Source organism: Aeromonas bestiarum, from assembly GCF_028751155.1.
GTDB classification, from domain to species: domain Bacteria; phylum Pseudomonadota; class Gammaproteobacteria; order Enterobacterales; family Aeromonadaceae; genus Aeromonas; species Aeromonas bestiarum.
This window is the reverse complement of sequence record NZ_CP064746.1, coordinates 1787200-1805494: the sequence shown is the minus strand read 5'-3', so window position 1 is coordinate 1805494 and position 18295 is coordinate 1787200. Positions and strand designations below refer to the sequence as shown.

Annotated in this window: 15 protein-coding genes; 3 read left to right on the top strand and 12 right to left on the bottom strand. The window is 60.5% G+C overall.

Annotation, left to right across the window (positions count from 1 at the left end):
- Positions 1–72: 72 nt before the first annotated feature.
- On the bottom strand, positions 73–1569 hold the full coding sequence (locus IU367_RS08445; protein WP_274454023.1) for a C69 family dipeptidase: 1497 nt from the start codon (positions 1567–1569) through the stop codon (positions 73–75).
- A gap of 748 nt (positions 1570–2317) precedes the next feature.
- Here IU367_RS08445 and IU367_RS08440 point away from each other — a divergent pair.
- Both IU367_RS08440 and IU367_RS08435 read left to right on the top strand, forming a co-directional pair.
- Complete coding sequence (locus IU367_RS08440; protein ID WP_241326082.1) at positions 2318–2818, top strand: thioredoxin family protein; 501 nt, start codon at positions 2318–2320, stop codon at positions 2816–2818.
- Between the two features lie 61 nt (positions 2819–2879).
- On the top strand, positions 2880–3503 hold the full coding sequence (locus tag IU367_RS08435; RefSeq protein WP_274454021.1) for a glutathione S-transferase family protein: 624 nt from the start codon (positions 2880–2882) through the stop codon (positions 3501–3503).
- A gap of 83 nt (positions 3504–3586) precedes the next feature.
- Here the strand turns inward: IU367_RS08435 and maiA are convergent, their stop codons facing one another.
- The 6 genes from maiA to IU367_RS08405 all read right to left on the bottom strand — a co-directional run bounded on the left by maiA (position 3587) and on the right by IU367_RS08405 (position 9208).
- Positions 3587–4225 (bottom strand): maleylacetoacetate isomerase, encoded by a 639-nt coding sequence (maiA, locus tag IU367_RS08430; RefSeq protein WP_052159089.1) that lies wholly within the window; start codon positions 4223–4225, stop codon positions 3587–3589.
- Positions 4226–4298: 73 nt separating this feature from the next.
- Entirely contained in the window at positions 4299–5297 is a 999-nt protein-coding gene (locus tag IU367_RS08425) for a fumarylacetoacetate hydrolase family protein (protein ID WP_274454019.1), read from the bottom strand.
- Positions 5298–5305: 8 nt separating this feature from the next.
- The gene (locus tag IU367_RS08420) at positions 5306–6463 is read right to left on the bottom strand and encodes a homogentisate 1,2-dioxygenase (RefSeq protein WP_274454017.1); all 1158 of its coding nucleotides are present in this window, start codon (positions 6461–6463) and stop codon (positions 5306–5308) included.
- Between the two features lie 50 nt (positions 6464–6513).
- A complete protein-coding gene (gene hppD, locus IU367_RS08415) occupies positions 6514–7623 on the bottom strand; it encodes a 4-hydroxyphenylpyruvate dioxygenase (protein WP_241326078.1) in 1110 nt (369 codons plus the stop codon).
- Positions 7624–7883: 260 nt separating this feature from the next.
- Positions 7884–8552 carry an HAD family hydrolase gene (locus tag IU367_RS08410; RefSeq protein ID WP_274454016.1) on the bottom strand — a complete coding sequence of 223 codons (669 nt, stop codon included), beginning with the start codon at positions 8550–8552 and terminating at the stop codon, positions 7884–7886.
- Positions 8549–9208, bottom strand: coding sequence for a TIGR01621 family pseudouridine synthase (locus IU367_RS08405; protein ID WP_274454015.1), 660 nt, complete (start codon positions 9206–9208; stop codon positions 8549–8551). Before IU367_RS08405 ends, IU367_RS08410 begins: the two co-directional genes overlap by 4 nt.
- An 89-nt stretch (positions 9209–9297) precedes the next feature.
- Here IU367_RS08405 and IU367_RS08400 point away from each other — a divergent pair, with 89 nt between their 5' ends.
- Positions 9298–10902 (top strand): GGDEF domain-containing protein, encoded by a 1605-nt coding sequence (locus tag IU367_RS08400; RefSeq protein WP_274454013.1) that lies wholly within the window; start codon positions 9298–9300, stop codon positions 10900–10902.
- A gap of 85 nt (positions 10903–10987) precedes the next feature.
- Here the strand turns inward: IU367_RS08400 and IU367_RS08395 are convergent, their stop codons facing one another.
- The 5 genes from IU367_RS08395 to IU367_RS08375 all read right to left on the bottom strand — a co-directional run bounded on the left by IU367_RS08395 (position 10988) and on the right by IU367_RS08375 (position 18016).
- Complete coding sequence (locus tag IU367_RS08395; protein ID WP_274454011.1) at positions 10988–12541, bottom strand: methyl-accepting chemotaxis protein; 1554 nt, start codon at positions 12539–12541, stop codon at positions 10988–10990.
- A gap of 156 nt (positions 12542–12697) precedes the next feature.
- Positions 12698–13384 (bottom strand): AcvB/VirJ family lysyl-phosphatidylglycerol hydrolase, encoded by a 687-nt coding sequence (locus tag IU367_RS08390; protein WP_274454009.1) that lies wholly within the window; start codon positions 13382–13384, stop codon positions 12698–12700.
- Between the two features lie 9 nt (positions 13385–13393).
- Positions 13394–15943, bottom strand: a complete 2550-nt coding sequence (mprF, locus tag IU367_RS08385) for a bifunctional lysylphosphatidylglycerol flippase/synthetase MprF (RefSeq protein ID WP_274454008.1) — start codon at positions 15941–15943, stop codon at positions 13394–13396.
- 251 nt (positions 15944–16194) lie between these two features.
- Complete coding sequence (locus tag IU367_RS08380; protein WP_274454007.1) at positions 16195–16332, bottom strand: hypothetical protein; 138 nt, start codon at positions 16330–16332, stop codon at positions 16195–16197.
- 58 nt (positions 16333–16390) lie between these two features.
- Positions 16391–18016, bottom strand: coding sequence for an MCR-3-related phosphoethanolamine--lipid A transferase (locus IU367_RS08375; protein ID WP_274454006.1), 1626 nt, complete (start codon positions 18014–18016; stop codon positions 16391–16393).
- Between the last annotated feature and the right edge of the window lie 279 nt (positions 18017–18295).

Sequence of the window (18295 nt, the reverse complement as noted above, 5' to 3'; positions counted from 1 at the left end):
GGGCTTTTATTTTTTGGCCATGGCGATGGCGCTCGTCAGCTCAGCTGGCCTATGTTGCCGCGTTGAGCGGCATCAATCCTTTTTCGCCTTGTTGGCAAAGAAGATATCGGCCTGAATATCCTGAGTGCGGACGGTGAAGACCTGGTTGGTCAGATCGTCGGTCAGTGCTTCCGCATCCTTCATCACCCGCAGATTGAAGTCGTTGAGCAGGCTGTTGGCGGCGGCCTTGTCTGTTTTGACCGTTTTCAGATAGCTGACTTCCATCTCTTTCTGCTCGTTGGCGATCTTCGCCTCCCAGCTCTGGTAAGCCTGCTTCACCATGGGTGCCAGCTTGGGGTAATCCGTCATCACCAGGGTCTGCAGTTTGCGATATTTCCAGTAGATGGAGTCGCTGTCCGCCTTGTCGCTACCCAGGGCATAGTGGGCCGGATAGGCTTCCAGACCGCTGTAGTAGGGAACGAAGGCGGTCAAGTCTGCCATGCCGAGGCCCACATAGGTCACCTCCCCCACCTCGCGCGGCATCCAGGGGCGCACTTGCATCACATGGGCCTCGTAGGTGCGAAACACGCTGATGGGGCGCCACGGCTCCTGGCCGTTCAACCCTTTGCCGTAAGGGTCGTGCTCGGTGCCGTCATAGTGATTGCGCAGCACCGCCTTGACCTCATCCAGGGTCATCTTCTTCTCGGGGATCAGGGTGACCGGGAATTGGCGACCGGCCTCCACCGCCTGCTTGAGTGAGGGGTTGAACATCTGCTGTATGGTCCAGACCCGGGGATCGTTATAGGTACGATCCCGCTCGTCGTCGCGGGTATAGGCCTGCGAGAAATTGAACTTCCCATCCTTTTGTGGCTGGTAGAGCCCCTTCTCGGTGGCAAACTCGACCAGATTTTTCGAGCCCATCATGTCGGCACTCTTGGGATCGTACTGCTGCAGGCGCCCCTGATTGCCAGAAGCAAAATACTGGTCCTTGGGCAGACGCTGCGCCATCCAGTGGTGACCGGTGGCTGTCTCCAGATACCAGAGCTCGTTGTCATCCACCACGGCGACGCCAAACCCCTCCCCCGCGCCTATGGTCTCTATGATGTCGCCCAGCAGGGCGACCGCCTCGCGGGCCGAGGTGGCGCGCGAAAGCAGCACATCGGGAATATCATCCTCGGTGATGCCCTTATCCTCGACATAGGGATCGAAGGCGAGTGCCTCGGGCGAGGCGAAAATGGACTCGGTGCCGCTCACCCCCACCCCTTTCTCGTTGAAACCTGTGGCGCCGTGCAGCTGGGTCTTCCAGTTCGGTACCGTGGTATAGCGCAGGGAGTTTTTCGGCAGGGGATAGCTGAAATCATTGGCGCCGTTGTGGGCCTTGGAACTGTGCACGCCGCTCTGGCCCTGTTTCGCCGGATGGATCACGAAATGCTGGGCTTTCAGGGCATCGCTGTCGGCACTGCGGGCCACCATCATGGAGCCATCGGCGCTGGCCTCGCTGCCAACCAGCAAGGTGGTGCAGGCGAACGCCGACGAGAAGAGAGCAAGGTTGATGGAGAGTGCGACGACGCACTTCTTGAAGGAATGCATGATATCTCCTTGTTGCAAAATTAACGTGAAATACCCCTTCCCATCTAGCGATGGATATAGCTGACAGGGTGACACGCTTGATAAACCTGAATGCCATGAGCCATGTCGACGGGTTATCAATACCGCTAACTGTTTATGCCCATGACAATTTTCAAAGGCAGGTTAATTCTCGATACGCAACCGGTTCGCATCTATTATGGGTGCGACGATGTTAGGTTTTATCGACTATCACAAACGTGATAACAGACTCAAAACACCAAAAATATATTAAATATCAATTTAAAGTATCGATATGAACAACCAACACAGCACAAGCATGACACTCCCCAGCGCTAGCCAAGGAGTGAGCTGAACCACAGCTGTATCACCAACACAGATGAAACCTCAGCAAAACAATATTTTATATATGGGTTCGGTCAAATATACAGAGATATGAAATCCACCTTTATCGCCAGCGTGACGGGTATTATGTTCCATGGCGCTGAATACCAGCAAGCACATGACGGCCGCTTATTATTCGCCATTTTCCCGCATCAATATCCCAAGGGACAGGCTCTGTATTCCACTCTCCTCATTTCATTCCCTGAAGTAGCCAGCAGCCAGCGGCCACACCGACAAAGGCACCTTTCTGACCCATCATTCCCATTTTTCGCATATGCCCTGCCACTCTTGCCGCTTGGCGAAGGGGTTCGCTCGTGTCACATTGTTGCGGCTTGGAAGCAACGAACAACAACACAAGGAGAAAAGGATGAAGCGACTGCTATTGCCGCTGCTGCTGGGCACGGCCCTGTTCCATGGCGAGGCGTACAGCGCCGGCCATCTCTGGACCAGCACACTGCCCGATTACAGTCAGGGGTATGACGAGCGGCGGGATCCGGCGCAGGATCTGGCCGCCGCAACCACCAAAGCCAGTGCCGAGGGCAAGAAGGTCCTGCTGCTGGTGGGCGGTGAGTGGTGCAGCTGGTGCCAGGAGATGAACCACTTCCTGGACCGGGAGCCAGCCCTTGCCAGCCAGTTCAACCAGACCTTCGTGGTGGTCAAGGTGAACGTCAGCAAGGCGAACAAGAACGAGCCCTTCCTAAAACGCTACCCCGAGTATCTTGGGGTGCCCCACTTCTACGTGCTGGATGCCAAAGGCAAGTTGCTGGAGTCTTTCAACACAGGGCTGCTGGAGAAGGGAAAGAGCTACGACGAGGCGAAATTCGGCAAGTTTATCGCCTTCTTCCAGCCCAAGACGGCCCGCAGCTGACCCGCCAATCGATGAAACCCTGTCATGGATAAGCCCAGACTCACCACACAAGGACGAAGAGATGATACGGATATTGGGCAAGGCCTCGTCAATCAATGTGCGCAAGGTGCTGTGGACCTGCGCCGAGACGGGTCTCCCTTTCGAGCTGGATGAGTGGGGAGCGGGCTTCAAGCCGACGGATACCCCTGAATTCCTGGCAATGAACCCGAACGCCATGGTGCCTGTCATTCAGGACGGCGACTTCACACTGTGGGAATCAAATACCATCATCCGCTACCTGGCGGCGCGCTATGGTGAAGCCACTCTCTATCCAGTCGAGGCACGCGCGAGGGCCATGGTCGATCAATGGATCGATTGGCAAGCATCGGATTTGAACGCCGCCTGGCGCTACACATTCCTGTCGCTGGTCAGGCATTCGCCCTTGCATCAGGACAGCCGGGCACTCAGCGCGGGATGTGCGGATTGGTCCAGATACATGCAGATCCTGGATCGGCATCTCCAGGCAACCGGTGCTTATGTGGCTGGGAGCCGCTTCTCGCTCGCGGATATTCCCATCGGCCTGTCGGTCAACCGCTGGCTGGAAACGCCGTTTGACCGGCCACCACTGCTGGCCGTGAATGACTACTACCAGCGATTGAGTGAACGGCCCGGCTTTCGCCTGTATGGATGCAACGGGACGCCATGAGGTGAATCGAGCGGGAGGGGGACAACAGCGTTGAGCAGTGCGGGTTGGGCCGGTGTCATGCAGCCCAACCCGCATGCACCATATCAGACCTGCGCATCCGGCTGCTGCTCTGGCGCGGCCTTGATAAAGGCCTGCAGCTGCTCGCAGTTGGCGACGATGCGGGCGATGGTGGGGTACTCATCCAGGGTCATGTCGTAGCGGCGGGCGTTGTAGACCTGGGGCACCAGCATGCAGTCGGCCAGAGTCACCTCGTTGCCGACGCAATAGACACCGGCCGTGGTCATCAACAAGGGTTCGAGTACCCTGAAGGTCTCGTCAATCCAGTGGCGATACCAGGCATCACGCTGCGCCTTGCCCAGCCCCAGCTCCTGCTCCAGATAATTGAGCACCCGCAGGTTGTCGAGCGGGTGCGTGTCGCAGGCAATCATGTTGACTATCTGGCGCACCCTGGCTCGCGCCTGGGCGGCCGAGGGCATCAGCGGATAGGCGGGATAGGTCTCGTCGAGGTACTCCATGATGGCAACCGACTGACCGAACTGCACATCCCCGTCGATGAGGAAGGGCACCAGCCCCTGGGGGTTGATGCGATGATAGGCCTTCTCGCGCTGCTCGCCCTGCCGCAGGTTGACTGGGTGATGCTCGTAATCGAGCCCCTTGAGCTGCATCACGATCCGCACCCGATAGCTTGCCGATGAACGCCAATATCCAAACAACTGCAACATAATCTGTCCCTGTGTTGGCAGGTGCAAGGGCACCTGCCGTTCACCAGTCGGCCCTGTGCCCGCACTGGCTCCTTCACGTCATCTGGCTGACATCTTGTTGCGTGACTTTTTGCAAAATGGTGCCAAACAGACTCATCCCGTTGCGATCCTGCATCGCGATGGACACTGTATCACCAAAGCGCAGAAAGGGTGTAGTGGCTTGACCTGACTCGATAATTTCCAACATGCGCAGCTCGGCGAGGCAGGAGGATCCGGCACTGCGGTCATAGTTGGAGACGGTCCCCGAGCCTATGATGCAGCCCGCCCCGAGCGGCCGGGTTTTGGCGGCGTGGGCGACCAGCTCATGGAAGTTGAAGGTCATGTCCACCCCGGCATTGGGGGCACCGAACAGGGCGCCGTTGAGATAAGTTTCCAGCGGCAGATGCACCTTGCCCTCCTGCCAGTCGCTCCCCAGCTCGTCCGGGGTGATGGCCACCGGCGAGAAGGCGCTCGACGGTTTGGACTGGAAGAAGCCAAAGCCCTTGGCAAGCTCGCCCGGGATCAGGTTGCGCAGGCTCACGTCGTTCACCAGCATCAGCAGCTTGACGTGGGCGGCGGCGGCCTGCGGGCTCGTCCCCATAGGTACGTCGTCGGTGATGATGGCCACCTCCGACTCGAAATCGATACCCCACTCCTCGGAACCCATCACTATGGGGCCGCGGGGCGCCAGGAAGCAATCCGAGCCGCCCTGGTAGATCAGGGGATCGTGCCAGAAGCTTTCCGGCATCTCGGCGCCGCGGGCCTTGCGCACCAGCTCCACATGGTTGACGTAGGCGCTGCCGTCGGCCCACTGGTAGGCACGGGGCAAGGGCGAGAGGCATTCACTCTCATCAAACGGGAAGGCATCGGCACAGGTGCCATCGTTGAGGGTCTGATAGACGGCGGCCAGCTTGGGCTCGGTCTCGGCCCACTCATCGAGGGCCGCCTGCAGGGTGGGGGCGATGGACGCCACCCGCACCGCACGGCTCAAATCCCGACTGACCACTACCAGGGCGCCATCGCGCTTGCCGTTGTTCAAGGTTGCAAGTTTCATAAAAATCCTTATTTGCCGTTGGCAGTCATGAGGTCCGGGCGCTGCCAGCTGCTGACGTAGCGCGGGTTCTCCACCCCTTCGCACAGGCCGCCAACATTGAGCGCATCGCGGGTATCCAGCATCACGGCCACCTCGTCGGTGAACTTCTTGGCATAGGCCTGCCCCGCCGCAAACGCCTTGGGATGGGGGCCGTGGGTGAAACCTGCGGGGTGGAAGGTGACCATGCCCCGCTCGATGTTGTCCCGGCTGAAGAAGTCCCCGGCGTGGTAGAAGAGCACCTCGTCGTAGTCGTCATTGCTGTGATAGAAGGGCACCTTGAGGGCGCCGGGGTCGCTCTCTATGGGACGCGGCACGAAGGTGCAGACGACGAACCGGCTCGCCACGAAGGTGGAGTGGGCCGAGGGTGGCAAGTGGTAGCGGTGGCTCATCAGCGGGCGAATGTCGCGCCAGTTGAGGCGCACCACGCACAGGTCCCCGTGCCAGCCCAGCGCATCCAGCGGGTTGAAGGGCCAGGTGATGACGGAGACCTGGTTGTGGCGCTTGACCTGCAGCGACCAGGGATTTTCATCCTGCTGGGCCAAAAAGGCCGGGTCTATGGCGGGTACATCCAGCGCCGCCGGATCGAAGATGGCGTGATTGCCCACCAGCCCCTTGTCCGGCAGCTGATAGCTGTCGTTGGTCGCCTCTATCATCAGGATGAACAGGGGCGCAGTGGGTTCGATACGCCACATGGTGCCACGGGGGATCACCACATAGTCGCCGTCCCGCAAGGTCAGGTGGCCGTAGTCGCAGTAGAACTCTCCGCTCCCCTCGTGGATGAACAGCAGCTCGTCGCCGTCGGCGTTGCGCACCAGAAACGGCATCGCCTCCTGCAGGCGCCACATCCGGTAGCGGCAGTGGACATTGTGCAGAATATCCGGCATCACCCAGGGGGAGAGGGAGCTCACCTCCTCCTGCAAACCGTTCAAGTCAAACGCCCTCGGCCGCAGCGGCCCCTCCCAGTTGGTCCAGTCGGTGGGGGCGTGCTTGTGGTGCATGTGGGTGGCGGGGCCGAAGAAACCGGCCCGCCCCAGTTCACGCTCATAGATGGCCTGCTCGGGCAGATCGGCATGAGCCTGGCGGGAGTGGGTCCCCTCCCGATGGGGAAAGCTTATCCAGTTACGCATCGCCAAATACCTCGCATGAGTGGAGCACGGTTCGATGAAGTCGGATCCCGTTACGCATCGCTGGGCTCTCCGCTCAAGACGCCACGGCGGATCTGGTCCAGTTCAATGGATTCGAACAGTGCCTGGAAGTTGCCCTCGCCGAACCCCTCGTTGCCCTTGCGCTGGATGATCTCGAAGAACACCGGGCCTATGACGGTGTCGGTGAAGATCTGCAACAGGATGCCATCTTTCGTCGGCGAGCCGTCGATCAGGATCCGCAGCGCTTTGAGCGCCTCCAGATCCTCCTGATGGCCCTCGACCCGGCTGTTGACCTTCTCGTAGTAGGTGTCCGGCGTCGGCATAAAACCGGTGCCGCGGCCACGCAGGGTGCGTATGGTCTGGTAGATGTCGCTGGAGGCCAGGGCTATGTGCTGGATCCCCTCCCCCTTGTACTGACGCAGGTACTCCTCGATCTGGGACTTGTCGTCGGAGGATTCGTTGATGGGGATCCGAATTTTGCCGCAGGGGGCCGTCATGGCACGGGAATGCAGGCCGGTCAGCTTGCCTTCGATGTCGAAGTAGCGAATTTCGCGAAAGTTGCCGATCCGCTCATAGAAGTTCGACCAGACATCCATGTTGCCGCGCTGGACGTTGTGGGTCAGGTGATCTATCTCGTAAAGCCCGGCATCCACCTCGGCCATGCGTGCCTGCCAGTCCGGGTAGAAGACGAAATCCACGTCATAGATGGAGCCCTTGTCACCGTAGCGGTCGACAAACGACAGCGTGCTCTCGCCTATGCCGTAGATGGCGGGGATGTTGAGCTCCATGGGCCCTATCTTGCCGACGAAGGGCTTGGCGCCCTTGGTGATGGCAAACTGCTGGGCCTTGCCCGCATCCGCCACCCGAAACGCCATGCCGCAGACGCTAGGTCCGTGCAGGCTGGCGAACTGCTCCGCCTGGGAGTGAGGCTCGGCGTTGACCACGAAGTTGATGTCGCCCTGACGGTAGAGCCAACACTGTTTGTGCTTGTGTTGTGCCACCTCGGCGAACCCCAGCGAGACAAACAACGCCTTGAGGGCGGCTATGCCTTTGGCATCCGGCGCCGTGTACTCGACGAATTCGAAACCATCGGTGCCGAGGGGATTGATGGTATGGGAACGGGAAGAGGAAGTGGTCGTCATGATGCGCTCCTTGCAATGTGCTGATGACTGAAAGTGGTTAAAGCGGGTTGACGCAGCGGTGCACTGTCAGGCCGGCCACTGCGTCAATCGGTCCATTGTTAACAACTTGTTTCATTAGAAGCAGGTGCGCGGCAGAAGAGAAGAGGCGGGTTTCAGATAGTTTCCCCGCCCCCTCGCCAAAAGATGTAAATAGATTGTGACATTGAGGCCGCAGCCTTGCGGATCGCCCCACGGCGACCCGGCAGGCTGTCAGCTTTCCCTTACAGCCGCCACTGTTTGGGCACTATGCGGGGCAAGCGCGCCTGCGCTTTTTGCAGGCGACTCGGGGTGGGGTTGATGAGCCAGGCCTGTGCCCCCAGCGCCAGCAGCGGCAGATCGTGCAGGCTGTCGCTCAAGCTGAGTACCGCGGCGAGGGCGCGGATCTCGGGCAGGATCTTGTGCTGGCCGTGGCAGTAAAAACGCGGCATCAGACCGCCGCAGCGGTAGTGCATCCGCGAGCCCAGGGTGCGATGGGGCAGCGTGCCGGGCAGTTGTTGATAGAGCTGACCACGCACCAGGGCGCGGGGGCTGGCGGAGATCACCCAGCAGCGCTCGTGCACGTCCGCCAGCAAGGCGCGCGCCTCGCGAAACAGCCCAGGTCGGGTACGGCAATAGGCCCGCACCAGCTTGCGCCAGCCCAGGGGCGAGAGCCCCAGGGTGATGGCCCACCAGATCAGCGAAATCCCCCGCCTGCGCTGGCTGGGTACAAGGTACACCAGGCCACCCAGCGCGATCACCGGCAGCAGCAACAGCGGCCAGAGACGGCGCCGCAATATGTAACGCAGCAGGCCGGCATGGCTGTCGCCCGGGGCCAGGGTGTCGTCAAAATCCGCCAGGATCCAGCCGCTGGCGGGCACCGGGTTCTCCGGCAGCGCCTGAGCGCCGCTCATTCGCTCAACCCCACGATGGCGGCATCGAGCTCGGGGGCGAGAAACATCTCACCCTCATCGGGAGGGCAGAGAAAATCGAATGCTTCGTCTGCCAGGGTGAAACTCAGGCGCCAGGCGTGCAGGTAGCCGCGATCGGCCACCGTGCCGCCGTAGCGCTCATCCCCCAGAATGGGCGCCCCTATGCTTTTCAAGGCAACCCTGATCTGGTGGGTCTTGCCGGTCTGGGGCTTGATGCGGTAGAGCCGCAAGCCCTCGCGCACCGGCACAGAGTCGAACCAGCTGATGGCGGGGTTGTCCTGGCTGCGCGCCAGCATCCAGCTGCCGCCACGCCCTTTTTGCATGTCCCCCTTGACCCAGCCCTGCTTCTTCTTGGGCTTGCGATCGGAGAGGGCCAGATACTGCTTGCTCACCTGCCGGTCCGCAAACGCCATGCTGAGCGCCCGGTTCGCCGTCGTGGTACGCGCCAGCAACACCAGCCCGGAGGTCATCTTGTCGAGCCGATGGACGGGATAGAGAACAAACCCGGTGTCGGCCTTGACCCGACTGACCAGGCCCGGATTGACCAGACCGGACTCGTCGGTCTCGTCGTGCATGCCAAGGCCGGGCCCCTTGTTGATCACCATGAAATCTTTGTGCTGCGCTAGTATCCGGTACATCAATAACCCTTTAGAATCTGTTTCATTACAAGAATATGACCCTCTCAAGGGGTCGCCCCCCATGAACACTCAGAACAAGACTCGCACGGATGAAGAGATGCTTGCTTTGGTTGCTGCTGATTGGCGTCAGTCACGCCATGCCCCTGCGGGCCAGCGAATCCCCGCTTGAAGCGCCAGAACATGTGGTGCTCCAGCTGCGCTGGCTGCACCAGCCCCAGTTCGTTGGCTATCACATGGCCAAGGCCAAGGGCTTCTATGCCATGGCCGGACTGGACGTGGAGATAAGGCCGGGTGGCAAGGGCATAAGCCCGGTGGAGGAGGTGCAAAGCGGTCGCGCCGACTTTGGCGTGGGCAACACAGAGGTGCTGACCGCCTATGCCAAGGGCACGCCCTTGCTGGCGCTCGCCTGCGTCTTTCAGCACTCCCCGTCCATCTTCCTGGCCCGTCGTGACAGCGGCATTCTCACCGTTGATGGCATGCGTGGCAAACGGATCATGATGTTTTCCGCCCATCAGGACGCCGAGTTGCTGGCCACCCTTTACTATCAGGGCCTCAATGAACACCAGCTCACCCCGATCCAGACCTCGGTCAATATCGAGGATCTCATCGAGGGCCGGGTCGATATCTTCAACGCCTACCTCAGCAACGAGCCCTTCTATCTGGAAGAGCGCGGCATCCCCGTCTCCGTCATCAACCCCCGCAATTACGGCATCGACTTCTACAGCGACATACTGTTCACCACTCAGGCGCAGGAGCAGGCCCACCCGGACCGGGTGGCGCGTTTTCGCGCCGCCAGTCTCGAGGGGTGGCGCTATGCCCTCGCCCACCCCCAGGAGGCCATCGCCCTGCTGCGCAAAGAGTATGGCGTCAACCGCAGTCAGGCCCACATGGAGTACGAGCTGCAGGTGAGCAAGGAGATGATCCAGCCGCTCTATGTGGAGATCGGGTATATGAACCCGGATCGCGTCACCCACATCATGCAGCAGCTGGCCGAGATCGGCCTCATTCCCAAGCCGGTGCCGCTGACCGGTTTTCTCTATCAGGCTCCCTCCGAGCAATGGGTCTTCTGGCGCCCCTGGTTTTTGCTGAGTCTGACGGCTTGCGCGCTGATCCTGCTGCTGGCTGTCTACCTGCTGGTGTGCAACAAGCGCCTCAATCGCGAGATCGCCCTGCGCCAGCAGCGGGAAGAGGAGATATTGCAGCTGGCACGGCGAGATCCCCTCACCGGCCTGCCCAACCGCCTGAGCCTGATGGAGCGGCTGGAGGCGCAGATCATGAGCCCCAGCCCAGGTTGTCTGCTGTTTTGCGATCTCAACAACTTCAAGCAGGTCAACGACGGCTTTGGCCACAGCCACGGGGATGCCATCCTCTGCCAGCTGGCGGATCGGATCACCCGCAGCCTCAACCACCAGCGCTTCTTCGCCAGGCTGGCCGGTGACGAGTTCGTGCTCTTGCTGCCCGATCAGGATCTGGGCGAAGCCGAGACCATAGCCGAGGTGATCCGGATGGCCATGGCCCAGCCTTTTCAGGTCAACGAGCATCTGCTGGCGGTAGGCATCAGCGTCGGCATCAGTCAATACCAGCCGGGGTGGCGCGCCGAGCAGTGGCTGATCCACGCCGATCGCGCCATGTACAACGACAAGGGGATCGAGCTGGCCCCCGCCAATGCCGGCCAGGGGGCGAGCTCAGCCTGACTGACGGCGTCAGACCGGCTCCAACGCCACAAGGCCACCCCGCGGGGTGGCCTTGTGGTTATCAACACCAAGGGCGCAGGCAGGCTTAGCCGAAGGTCTGCCCCAGAGATTTGAGCTGTCTGGCCTTGGTCAGCAGGATCTCACTCGACTCGTCCACATCCTGCATCTTGTTGCTGTTGGCGTGGGAGTGCTGGGAGATGAGGTTGACGTTCTGGCTGATGTCCTCGACCACCGCCTGTTGCTGCTCCGCCGCCGCCGAGATCTGGGCCGAGAAGTCCATCACCAGCTCGATTTCGGCCAGCACCTGATGCAGGCTGCCGGAGCCCTGCCGGGTCATCTCCACGCAGGCCTGGGTCTGTTGCAGGTTGTTCTGCATCATGCCCTTCCAGCCATTCAGGGTGCGCTGGATCTGGCTGATGCTGCTCTGGATCTGCTCGGTCGCCTTGTGGGTACGGGTCGACAGGGTGCGCACCTCGTCCGCCACCACAGCAAAACCGCGCCCCTGCTCACCCGCCCTGGCCGCTTCGATGGCGGCATTGAGCGCCAGCAGGTTGGTCTGATCGGCTATGCCCTGGATCTCACCCATCAGTACCCCGATGCGATCCGATTCGCTGGCCAGCGCCACCGCCGAGGCAAAGGCGTGCTCCGCCTCCGTCGCCAGCTCGGTGATCTTGCGTTCCGTGTCGATGAGTTGGCGATCCGTGTGCTGGCAATGGGTCTTGGCCTGGGCTATCTGGCTGTTGGTGTCCTGGATGTTGCGGGCTATCTCCTGCGCCGTGCTCGCCATCTGCGTGATGGCCGCCGCCATCTGCTGGGTCTGGGCATCCTGCTCGGCAATGTCCGAGCTGGCCTCGCTGGAGGCGCTCTTCAGGTGCACCGCCAGATCCTGCAGGGCGTGGGTGGCATCATCCACCCGCCCCAGCACGGTCCGGATGCGGGCCTGCAGCAGCTTGATGTGAAAATCGGCGATGGCGCTCGGCTCCTGCCCCGAATAGATGAGCCGGGTCAGGCTGTCATACTCACCGGCCAACTGCTGCAGATAACGGGGGGTGGTGATGAGCTCGTGGCGATAGATCAGGCCCAGCAAGATCAGCGGCAACGCCATATAGAGCGGCGCCCAGGAGCCAAGCTGCACGGCCCCCAGCCAGGCCAGCGCCAGCAGCCCAGCCCCGGCGACCCCGTGGCGCAGCCGTGACAGGGAAAGACGGGGCTGGCGACCCCCTTGTTCGGCGGCGCGCAAGCGGGCATAGGTGCGGGCGGCAATGGCCTTCATCTGCGGATCGGCGCGGCAGCGCACCGACTGGTAACCGTTGACCTTGCCCTGCTCGAAGATGGGGGTGACATAGGCATCCACCCAGTAATAGCGACCATCCTGGCAGCGGTTCTTCACCATGCCGCGCCATGGCTGGCCCTGCTTGAGCTTGCCCCACAGATCGGCAAATGCCGCCTTGGGCATGTCGGGGTGGCGCACCATGTTGTGGTGCTGGCCCACCAGTTCGGCGCGGCTGTAACCGGCCACCCGGCAGAAATGATCGTTGGCGTAGGTGATCACGCCCTGCAGATCCGTGGTGGAGACCAGCTGTTCATCGGCAGGGAAATCCACTTCCTGATCAACAAGATGGGTCTTTTGTTCACGCATGTCGCACTCCCTTCTGAGCCATTGCTCAACAAAGTGTTGGGAAGTGGTCAGACCCTGTAAAGGGCGGCATGAGCAGAGTGTGACAAGGGATACCTAAACAACATTTAGCAGGAAGAGTGGCCAAACATGAGCTAGCGCACCCGTCAGGTCAGACCATTACTGCCAGGAGAGGTGACTGGTGATGGCCTTGAACAGCACCGGATAATCGTCCTCGAAATGGTGTGAACCGGGCAGGGTCACAGTGGTCACGTTGGGCTGCTGCAACCGGGGGCAGAGCCGTACGGAGGAGTCGTCATCTGCCCCCTGCATGCAGAGCATGGGCAGAGAGTGGATGGCATTGACCTCGGGTTGGGTGGGGTAACTGCCTGCCTTGTCGTGGGTCACCATGTCGCTGACATGGATCTCGAAATCGGAGGCGGTAGAGGGGGAGAGCATCACGGCCCCCACCAGGCTCTTGCGATAGGGCTCGGGCAGCCGGTTGATGACGAAGGGCACTATCTCGGCCCCGAAGGAGAAGCCCACCAGCAGCCAGCGCTGGCGCCCCCAGCGGGACTGGTAATCCGCCAGCACGCGCACCAGATCGGCGGTAACCTGCTGCGGATCCTTCTTCTTCCAGTAGTAGGTGAGCGAGCTCCAGCCCACCACCGGCATGCCGTGCTGCTGAAACTGGGCACTCAGCCCCTTGTCGAGCGCCGCCCAGCCACCATCCCCGCTGAGAAACACCACCATGGGCGCCGCCGAGGCTTGCGCCACCGGCAGCTCCACCAGACCCAGATCCTCTTTCACCGATGCGGCAAAGAGCGGAAATGCACAGCACGCCAACAGCAATAACAGGGCTCTCATGGCCGACTCCTATTTCTTTATCAGCCCGAACGGGCCTCGGCTTATCAGGGAAATCAGGTTGGTCAGGGTTCTGGGCAGCACCAGCTTGCCGGTGCAGAGCAGATAACGGGGCTCCCAGCGCGGGGAGAACTTCTCCTTGTAGCGTCTGAGCCCCTGGAAATTGTAGAAACGGCTGCCACGGGTAAAGATGGTGTTGCCAAGCCGGGTCCAGTAACCGCTCAAGGGATGGTCGTTGAAGCCGGACATGGGCGCCATGCCGAGGTTGAAGCTGGCATAGCCCTCGGCCTTGCCCCACAGCAGCAGCTCGACGAACAGAAAGTCCATGATGGGCGCCGTGCCCGTGTCCAGGCTGTAGCGCATCAGATCGATGGAGAGGCTCTCCTTGTTGTCGCTGACCCAGAGGTTGGCAAAACCGACTATCTGCCCGCTGTGCCGCACCAGCGCTGCCGGGCTCAGGCTGAGGTAGTCGGGTTCGAAACTGCCGACCGAGAAGCCCTTCTCCTTGCCCTGCTTGCTCTGCAGCCAGGTATCGGAGACCTCCTTCAACCTGGGCAGCAGCGCCGGTAGCTGATCTGCCGCCACCACCTCGAACGACAGCCCCTCCCGCTTGCCCTTGGCATGGCTCTGGCGCAGGTTGCGCAGCCGGCTGCCGGCCAGATCGAAGGCCGGCAGATCGACGATGGCCTCCTCCCCCAGCTTGAACGGGATCAACCCCAGTTCGAGATAGAACGGCAGGTAGCGGGCCGACACCTGGTAGAACACCGGGCTGGCATCGTGCTGATCGCACAGCTCGCGAAACTGCCACAGCAGCTCCTCGATAAGCTCGGGCTGGCCGATGGGATCCCCCATCACGATCCAGCCATTGCCCTCGACGCCATACATGAGAAACGCCTCGCCACCGGGGTGAAACAGCAGCGACTTGTCACCAAGCTGGGCCAGGTAGCCATGACAGCCCCCTTCGCGCACCACCAGCGCCTGGGCGCGGGCCAGCTCCTCCGGCTCCGGCTTGCGACCCGAGACCCGCAGCGGCGCCAGCAGTTGCGCCACCCCGACCACGGCCAGCACGGCCACCACGCTGCCCATGGCCCGCAGGCCGCGGGAGGCGGCGCCATGGGGCGAAAAGTGGAACCAGAGGGCGTGGTCATACTCCACCTGGCGGTAGGAGAAGAGCAGCAGCCAGAGCGCCCCCAGCAGCACGGCCCCCACCGAGATGAGCCAGCCCGGGGTGAACTGGGCGTGGAGCAGGGAGCCCTTGCGATAGAACAGGGCGCGACAGGGGGTGATGATGAGCAAAAACAGCCCGAGCAGCAGGGCCGATTCCCAGTCAAACCCCTTGAGCAGGGAGAAGATCATCCCCAGCGCCAGCAGCAGCTGGGTGATGCGAAACGCGGCATCGTGGCGCCGGTAGAGGCTGCGCGCCAGCAGGATCAACAGCGCGCCGCTGACGCTGCCGAGCACGTGGGAGAGCTCCAGCAGGTGCAGCGGCAATACCTGCAAGAGGATCTCGATGCGCCCGCGCATGGTGGGGATCATGCCCGAACAGAGCAGCAGGCTGCCCGCCGCAAAGGCGCCCAGGCTGATCAGCGCCGGCAGGAACTCGCGCACCGCCGCCATTATGCCCTGCAGACGGCTCCAGCGGGCCCGCTGTTGCAACAGCTCCTGGCTGGTAAACAGCAGCAGGGCACAGAGGAAGGGCAGCACGTAATAGATGCAGCGATAGAGCAGCAGGGAGGCCAGCAGCTTGTCCACCGGCAGATACTTGGCGAGCAGCAGGCTCATGCTCGCCTCGAACACTCCGATCCCGCCGGGCACATGGGCCAGCACCCCGAGAAAACTGGCCAGCACGAAGGCGCTGAGCAGCACGGGATAGGGGACGCTGTCCGTCGGCAGCAGCACATAGAGCACGGCGGCGGCCGCCATCCAGTCCAGCAGCGCCACCAGCAGTTGCAGCAGCCGCGTCCTGAACACAGGCAGCACCAGTTGGTGGCCACGCCAGGTCAGCGCCGGTTTTGGCCAGAACAGGTAGGCCAGCACGGCCAGCAGCGCCATCCCCCCCGCCAGATTGAGCAGCCGATCGGCCCACAGCGGCCAGCTCGGCAACAGGGTGGAGGCCTGCCCCACCAGCAGGGCGCTGCCACCCCAGGCCAGCAGGCCGAGGAAGAAGGTGACTGAGCAGAAGACGATGACCCGGGCCACCTCCCCGGTGCCGAGCCCGAGCGAGGAGTAGATGCGATAGCGCACCGACGAGCCGGTCAGCAGGGCAAACCCCAGGGTATTGGAGAAGGTGTAGGCGATGAAGGAGGTGACCCCCACCTGCTGCCAGGGCAGGCGCTTGCCGAGGGCATGCACCGCCAGCATGTCATAGCAGCAGAGACAGGCATAGCTGAGCAGCGTCAGCAACAGGGCCCCACCCAGCAGCGGTATCGGCAAGGACCAGATGGCCAGCCGGATATCGTGCCAGTGCCAGAGATGAGTCAGACGATAGAGGACGGCCAGTGCCGTCCCCAACAACAACAAGCTACATAACGGGCCTAACCAGGTGAACAGATGACGCCGCATTGCCAATTCCTACCGACGCGGATCATGGCTGCCCGCATCATGTTGCTGAAAACTGCCACCAGCGACGGGGAATGCCCCGTGCCTTGACCTTTGATTGACCATGTTGCGAGCCCGCGACCGGCATATGGCACATGCAATATGTGCCCTGCCCCATCACCCGAACCCAGCTTGTCATGGCATCCCACTTTATATCGACTTTTTTGGAAAAGACGAGCCTTGGCAGAAGAATAAATTACTCAGTCGCAGGCAGATTAATTCGCCTGCAATAAGGTGGCTTGCTCCCCGTGAATCACACCGCCTTCACTGGCGAATAAATAGCCAGCAGGCTCATCATACACGCGGTCCAACAAACGACCAGCAGGAACACACATCAGCCAGACAACAGCCATGGCCCGGCAATCCCCAAATAAAACGGGGAGCCAGGCTCCCCTTTTTATCATTGGCTCATTATTGAACCGTTCGACACTGGCTGAACATATCCAGCTGCTTGTCATATACCGCCGTATCGACATCCCATATGCCCAGCACGGACGAGAATAAGTTGTCATGAGAGTAGCGAGTGCTGGCCGCATGTTGCTGCAGGCAATCGAGATTGACCCCCTTGTCCCGGGAGAAACCGGGCGACATCCACACCTGCATGGGCACCCGGGTCTGATCGTCCGGAGCAAATTTGTAGGGCGTGCCGTGCAGATAGAGACCCAGGGCCCCCAATGATTCCCCATGGTCCGAAATATAGACCAGCACAGTATTGTACTTGTCTTCGTATTTCTTCAGCTTGTCGATCATGCTGGCGACCACGTAATCGGTATAACGTATGGTGTTGTCGTAAGTATTTTCCAGCTCCTGATCGCTGCAATTCTCGATATCGCTGCGCTGGCAGTCCGGCAGGAAATGGCGATGGGAACCCGGATAGCGTTTGTAATAGGTAGGCCCATGGCTGCCAATCAGATGGAAACCCACCAGCTTGTCCCCTTTCATGGCGGCCAGTTCATCGTCCAGCCCCTCCAGCACCACTTCGTCATAGCAGGTGTTCTTGTCACAGAATTTGGGGTGATCCTGCGGCTTCACCACCATGTTGGGCACCCGATCACAGACCCCCTTGCAACCGCCGTCGTTTTCTTTCCAGAAGATGGAGATGCCGCTCTTTTGCAGCACATCCAGCAAGCCTTCGCTGTTGCGCGCCACATTGCCATCAAACTCGTTGCGCCCCATGTTGGAGAACATGCAGGGCACAGAGACAGCCGTCGCCGTGCCGCAGGAGCGCACATCCTTGAAGGAGATGATCCCCGCCTGCTTGCTGGTGAAGGGATTGGTCTCCTTGTGATAGCCGTTCATGGAGAAGTTCTTGCCGCGGGCCGTCTCCCCCACCACCAGGAACATCATGGTCGGCTTGTCGACCTTGCTCACCCGTTTGGCATCATCCCCCATGCGCTTGAAGGGGATGGGTTCGGCCAGATAGCGCTTGTAGAGGTATTTGGTGGTGCTGTACATGTAGTTGGCCGGGACTATCTCCCGATTCAGGGTCTGGTTGTTGCGACCGACCGAGGCGTAATCCTGATAATAAGCCGCGGCTATCAGCCCCAATACCAGCAGGGATACCAGCATGGAGAGTCCCCGTTGCAGCAGACCCTGATACCACTTCGCCGGATACTCAATCTTGATGAAAAACAGCAGCACGGCGGGCAAGACCCCGGCCAGCAGCACCCAGCTGACGAGAGGCATGCTCAGGTAGGAGTGAGCCTCGCTCTGGTTGGTTTCAAAGATGTTCTGGATCATGTCGCCATCAAACAGCACCCGATATTTCATCATGGTGTAGCTGGCGATGGCCCCCGTGATAAACAGGAAGGCAAAGAAAGGCTTGATGAAATAGCGTACGGAAAAGGGCATGAATACAAAGTTCAGGGCCGCAACCAATACGATGGGAATGGAAATGGCAAACCCGAGCTTGACGTGTTCAAGTTGGGTCAATATTTCATAGAAATGCAGCAAAACTGACCAGTTGAGCAGAAAGGCAAAGAGGAATGCCAACAGAAAAACAAATGGAACAATTCTTATTTTAAGAAAAGAAGGCATGTATATCTCCCTATTACACTTCTTTATTACACCGTTAAAATACTTATTCATGTTGGTGTTTAAATATTTGGCGCCGGATGGTAACAGAGCCATGAATACACTGGGCAAAATATTTTCAGACGCCCCTGATAATGTGAGTCATGTCAATAAACACCAAGAAAGATGCAGGCTAACCCACAATACTTAAGGAAAAATTAAGCAGCCCATGATAAATGACCGCTCAAAAAAAGAGCGGCCCACCGCCATGGAGATGCCAAAAGGCCCCCGGCCATCAGTGAG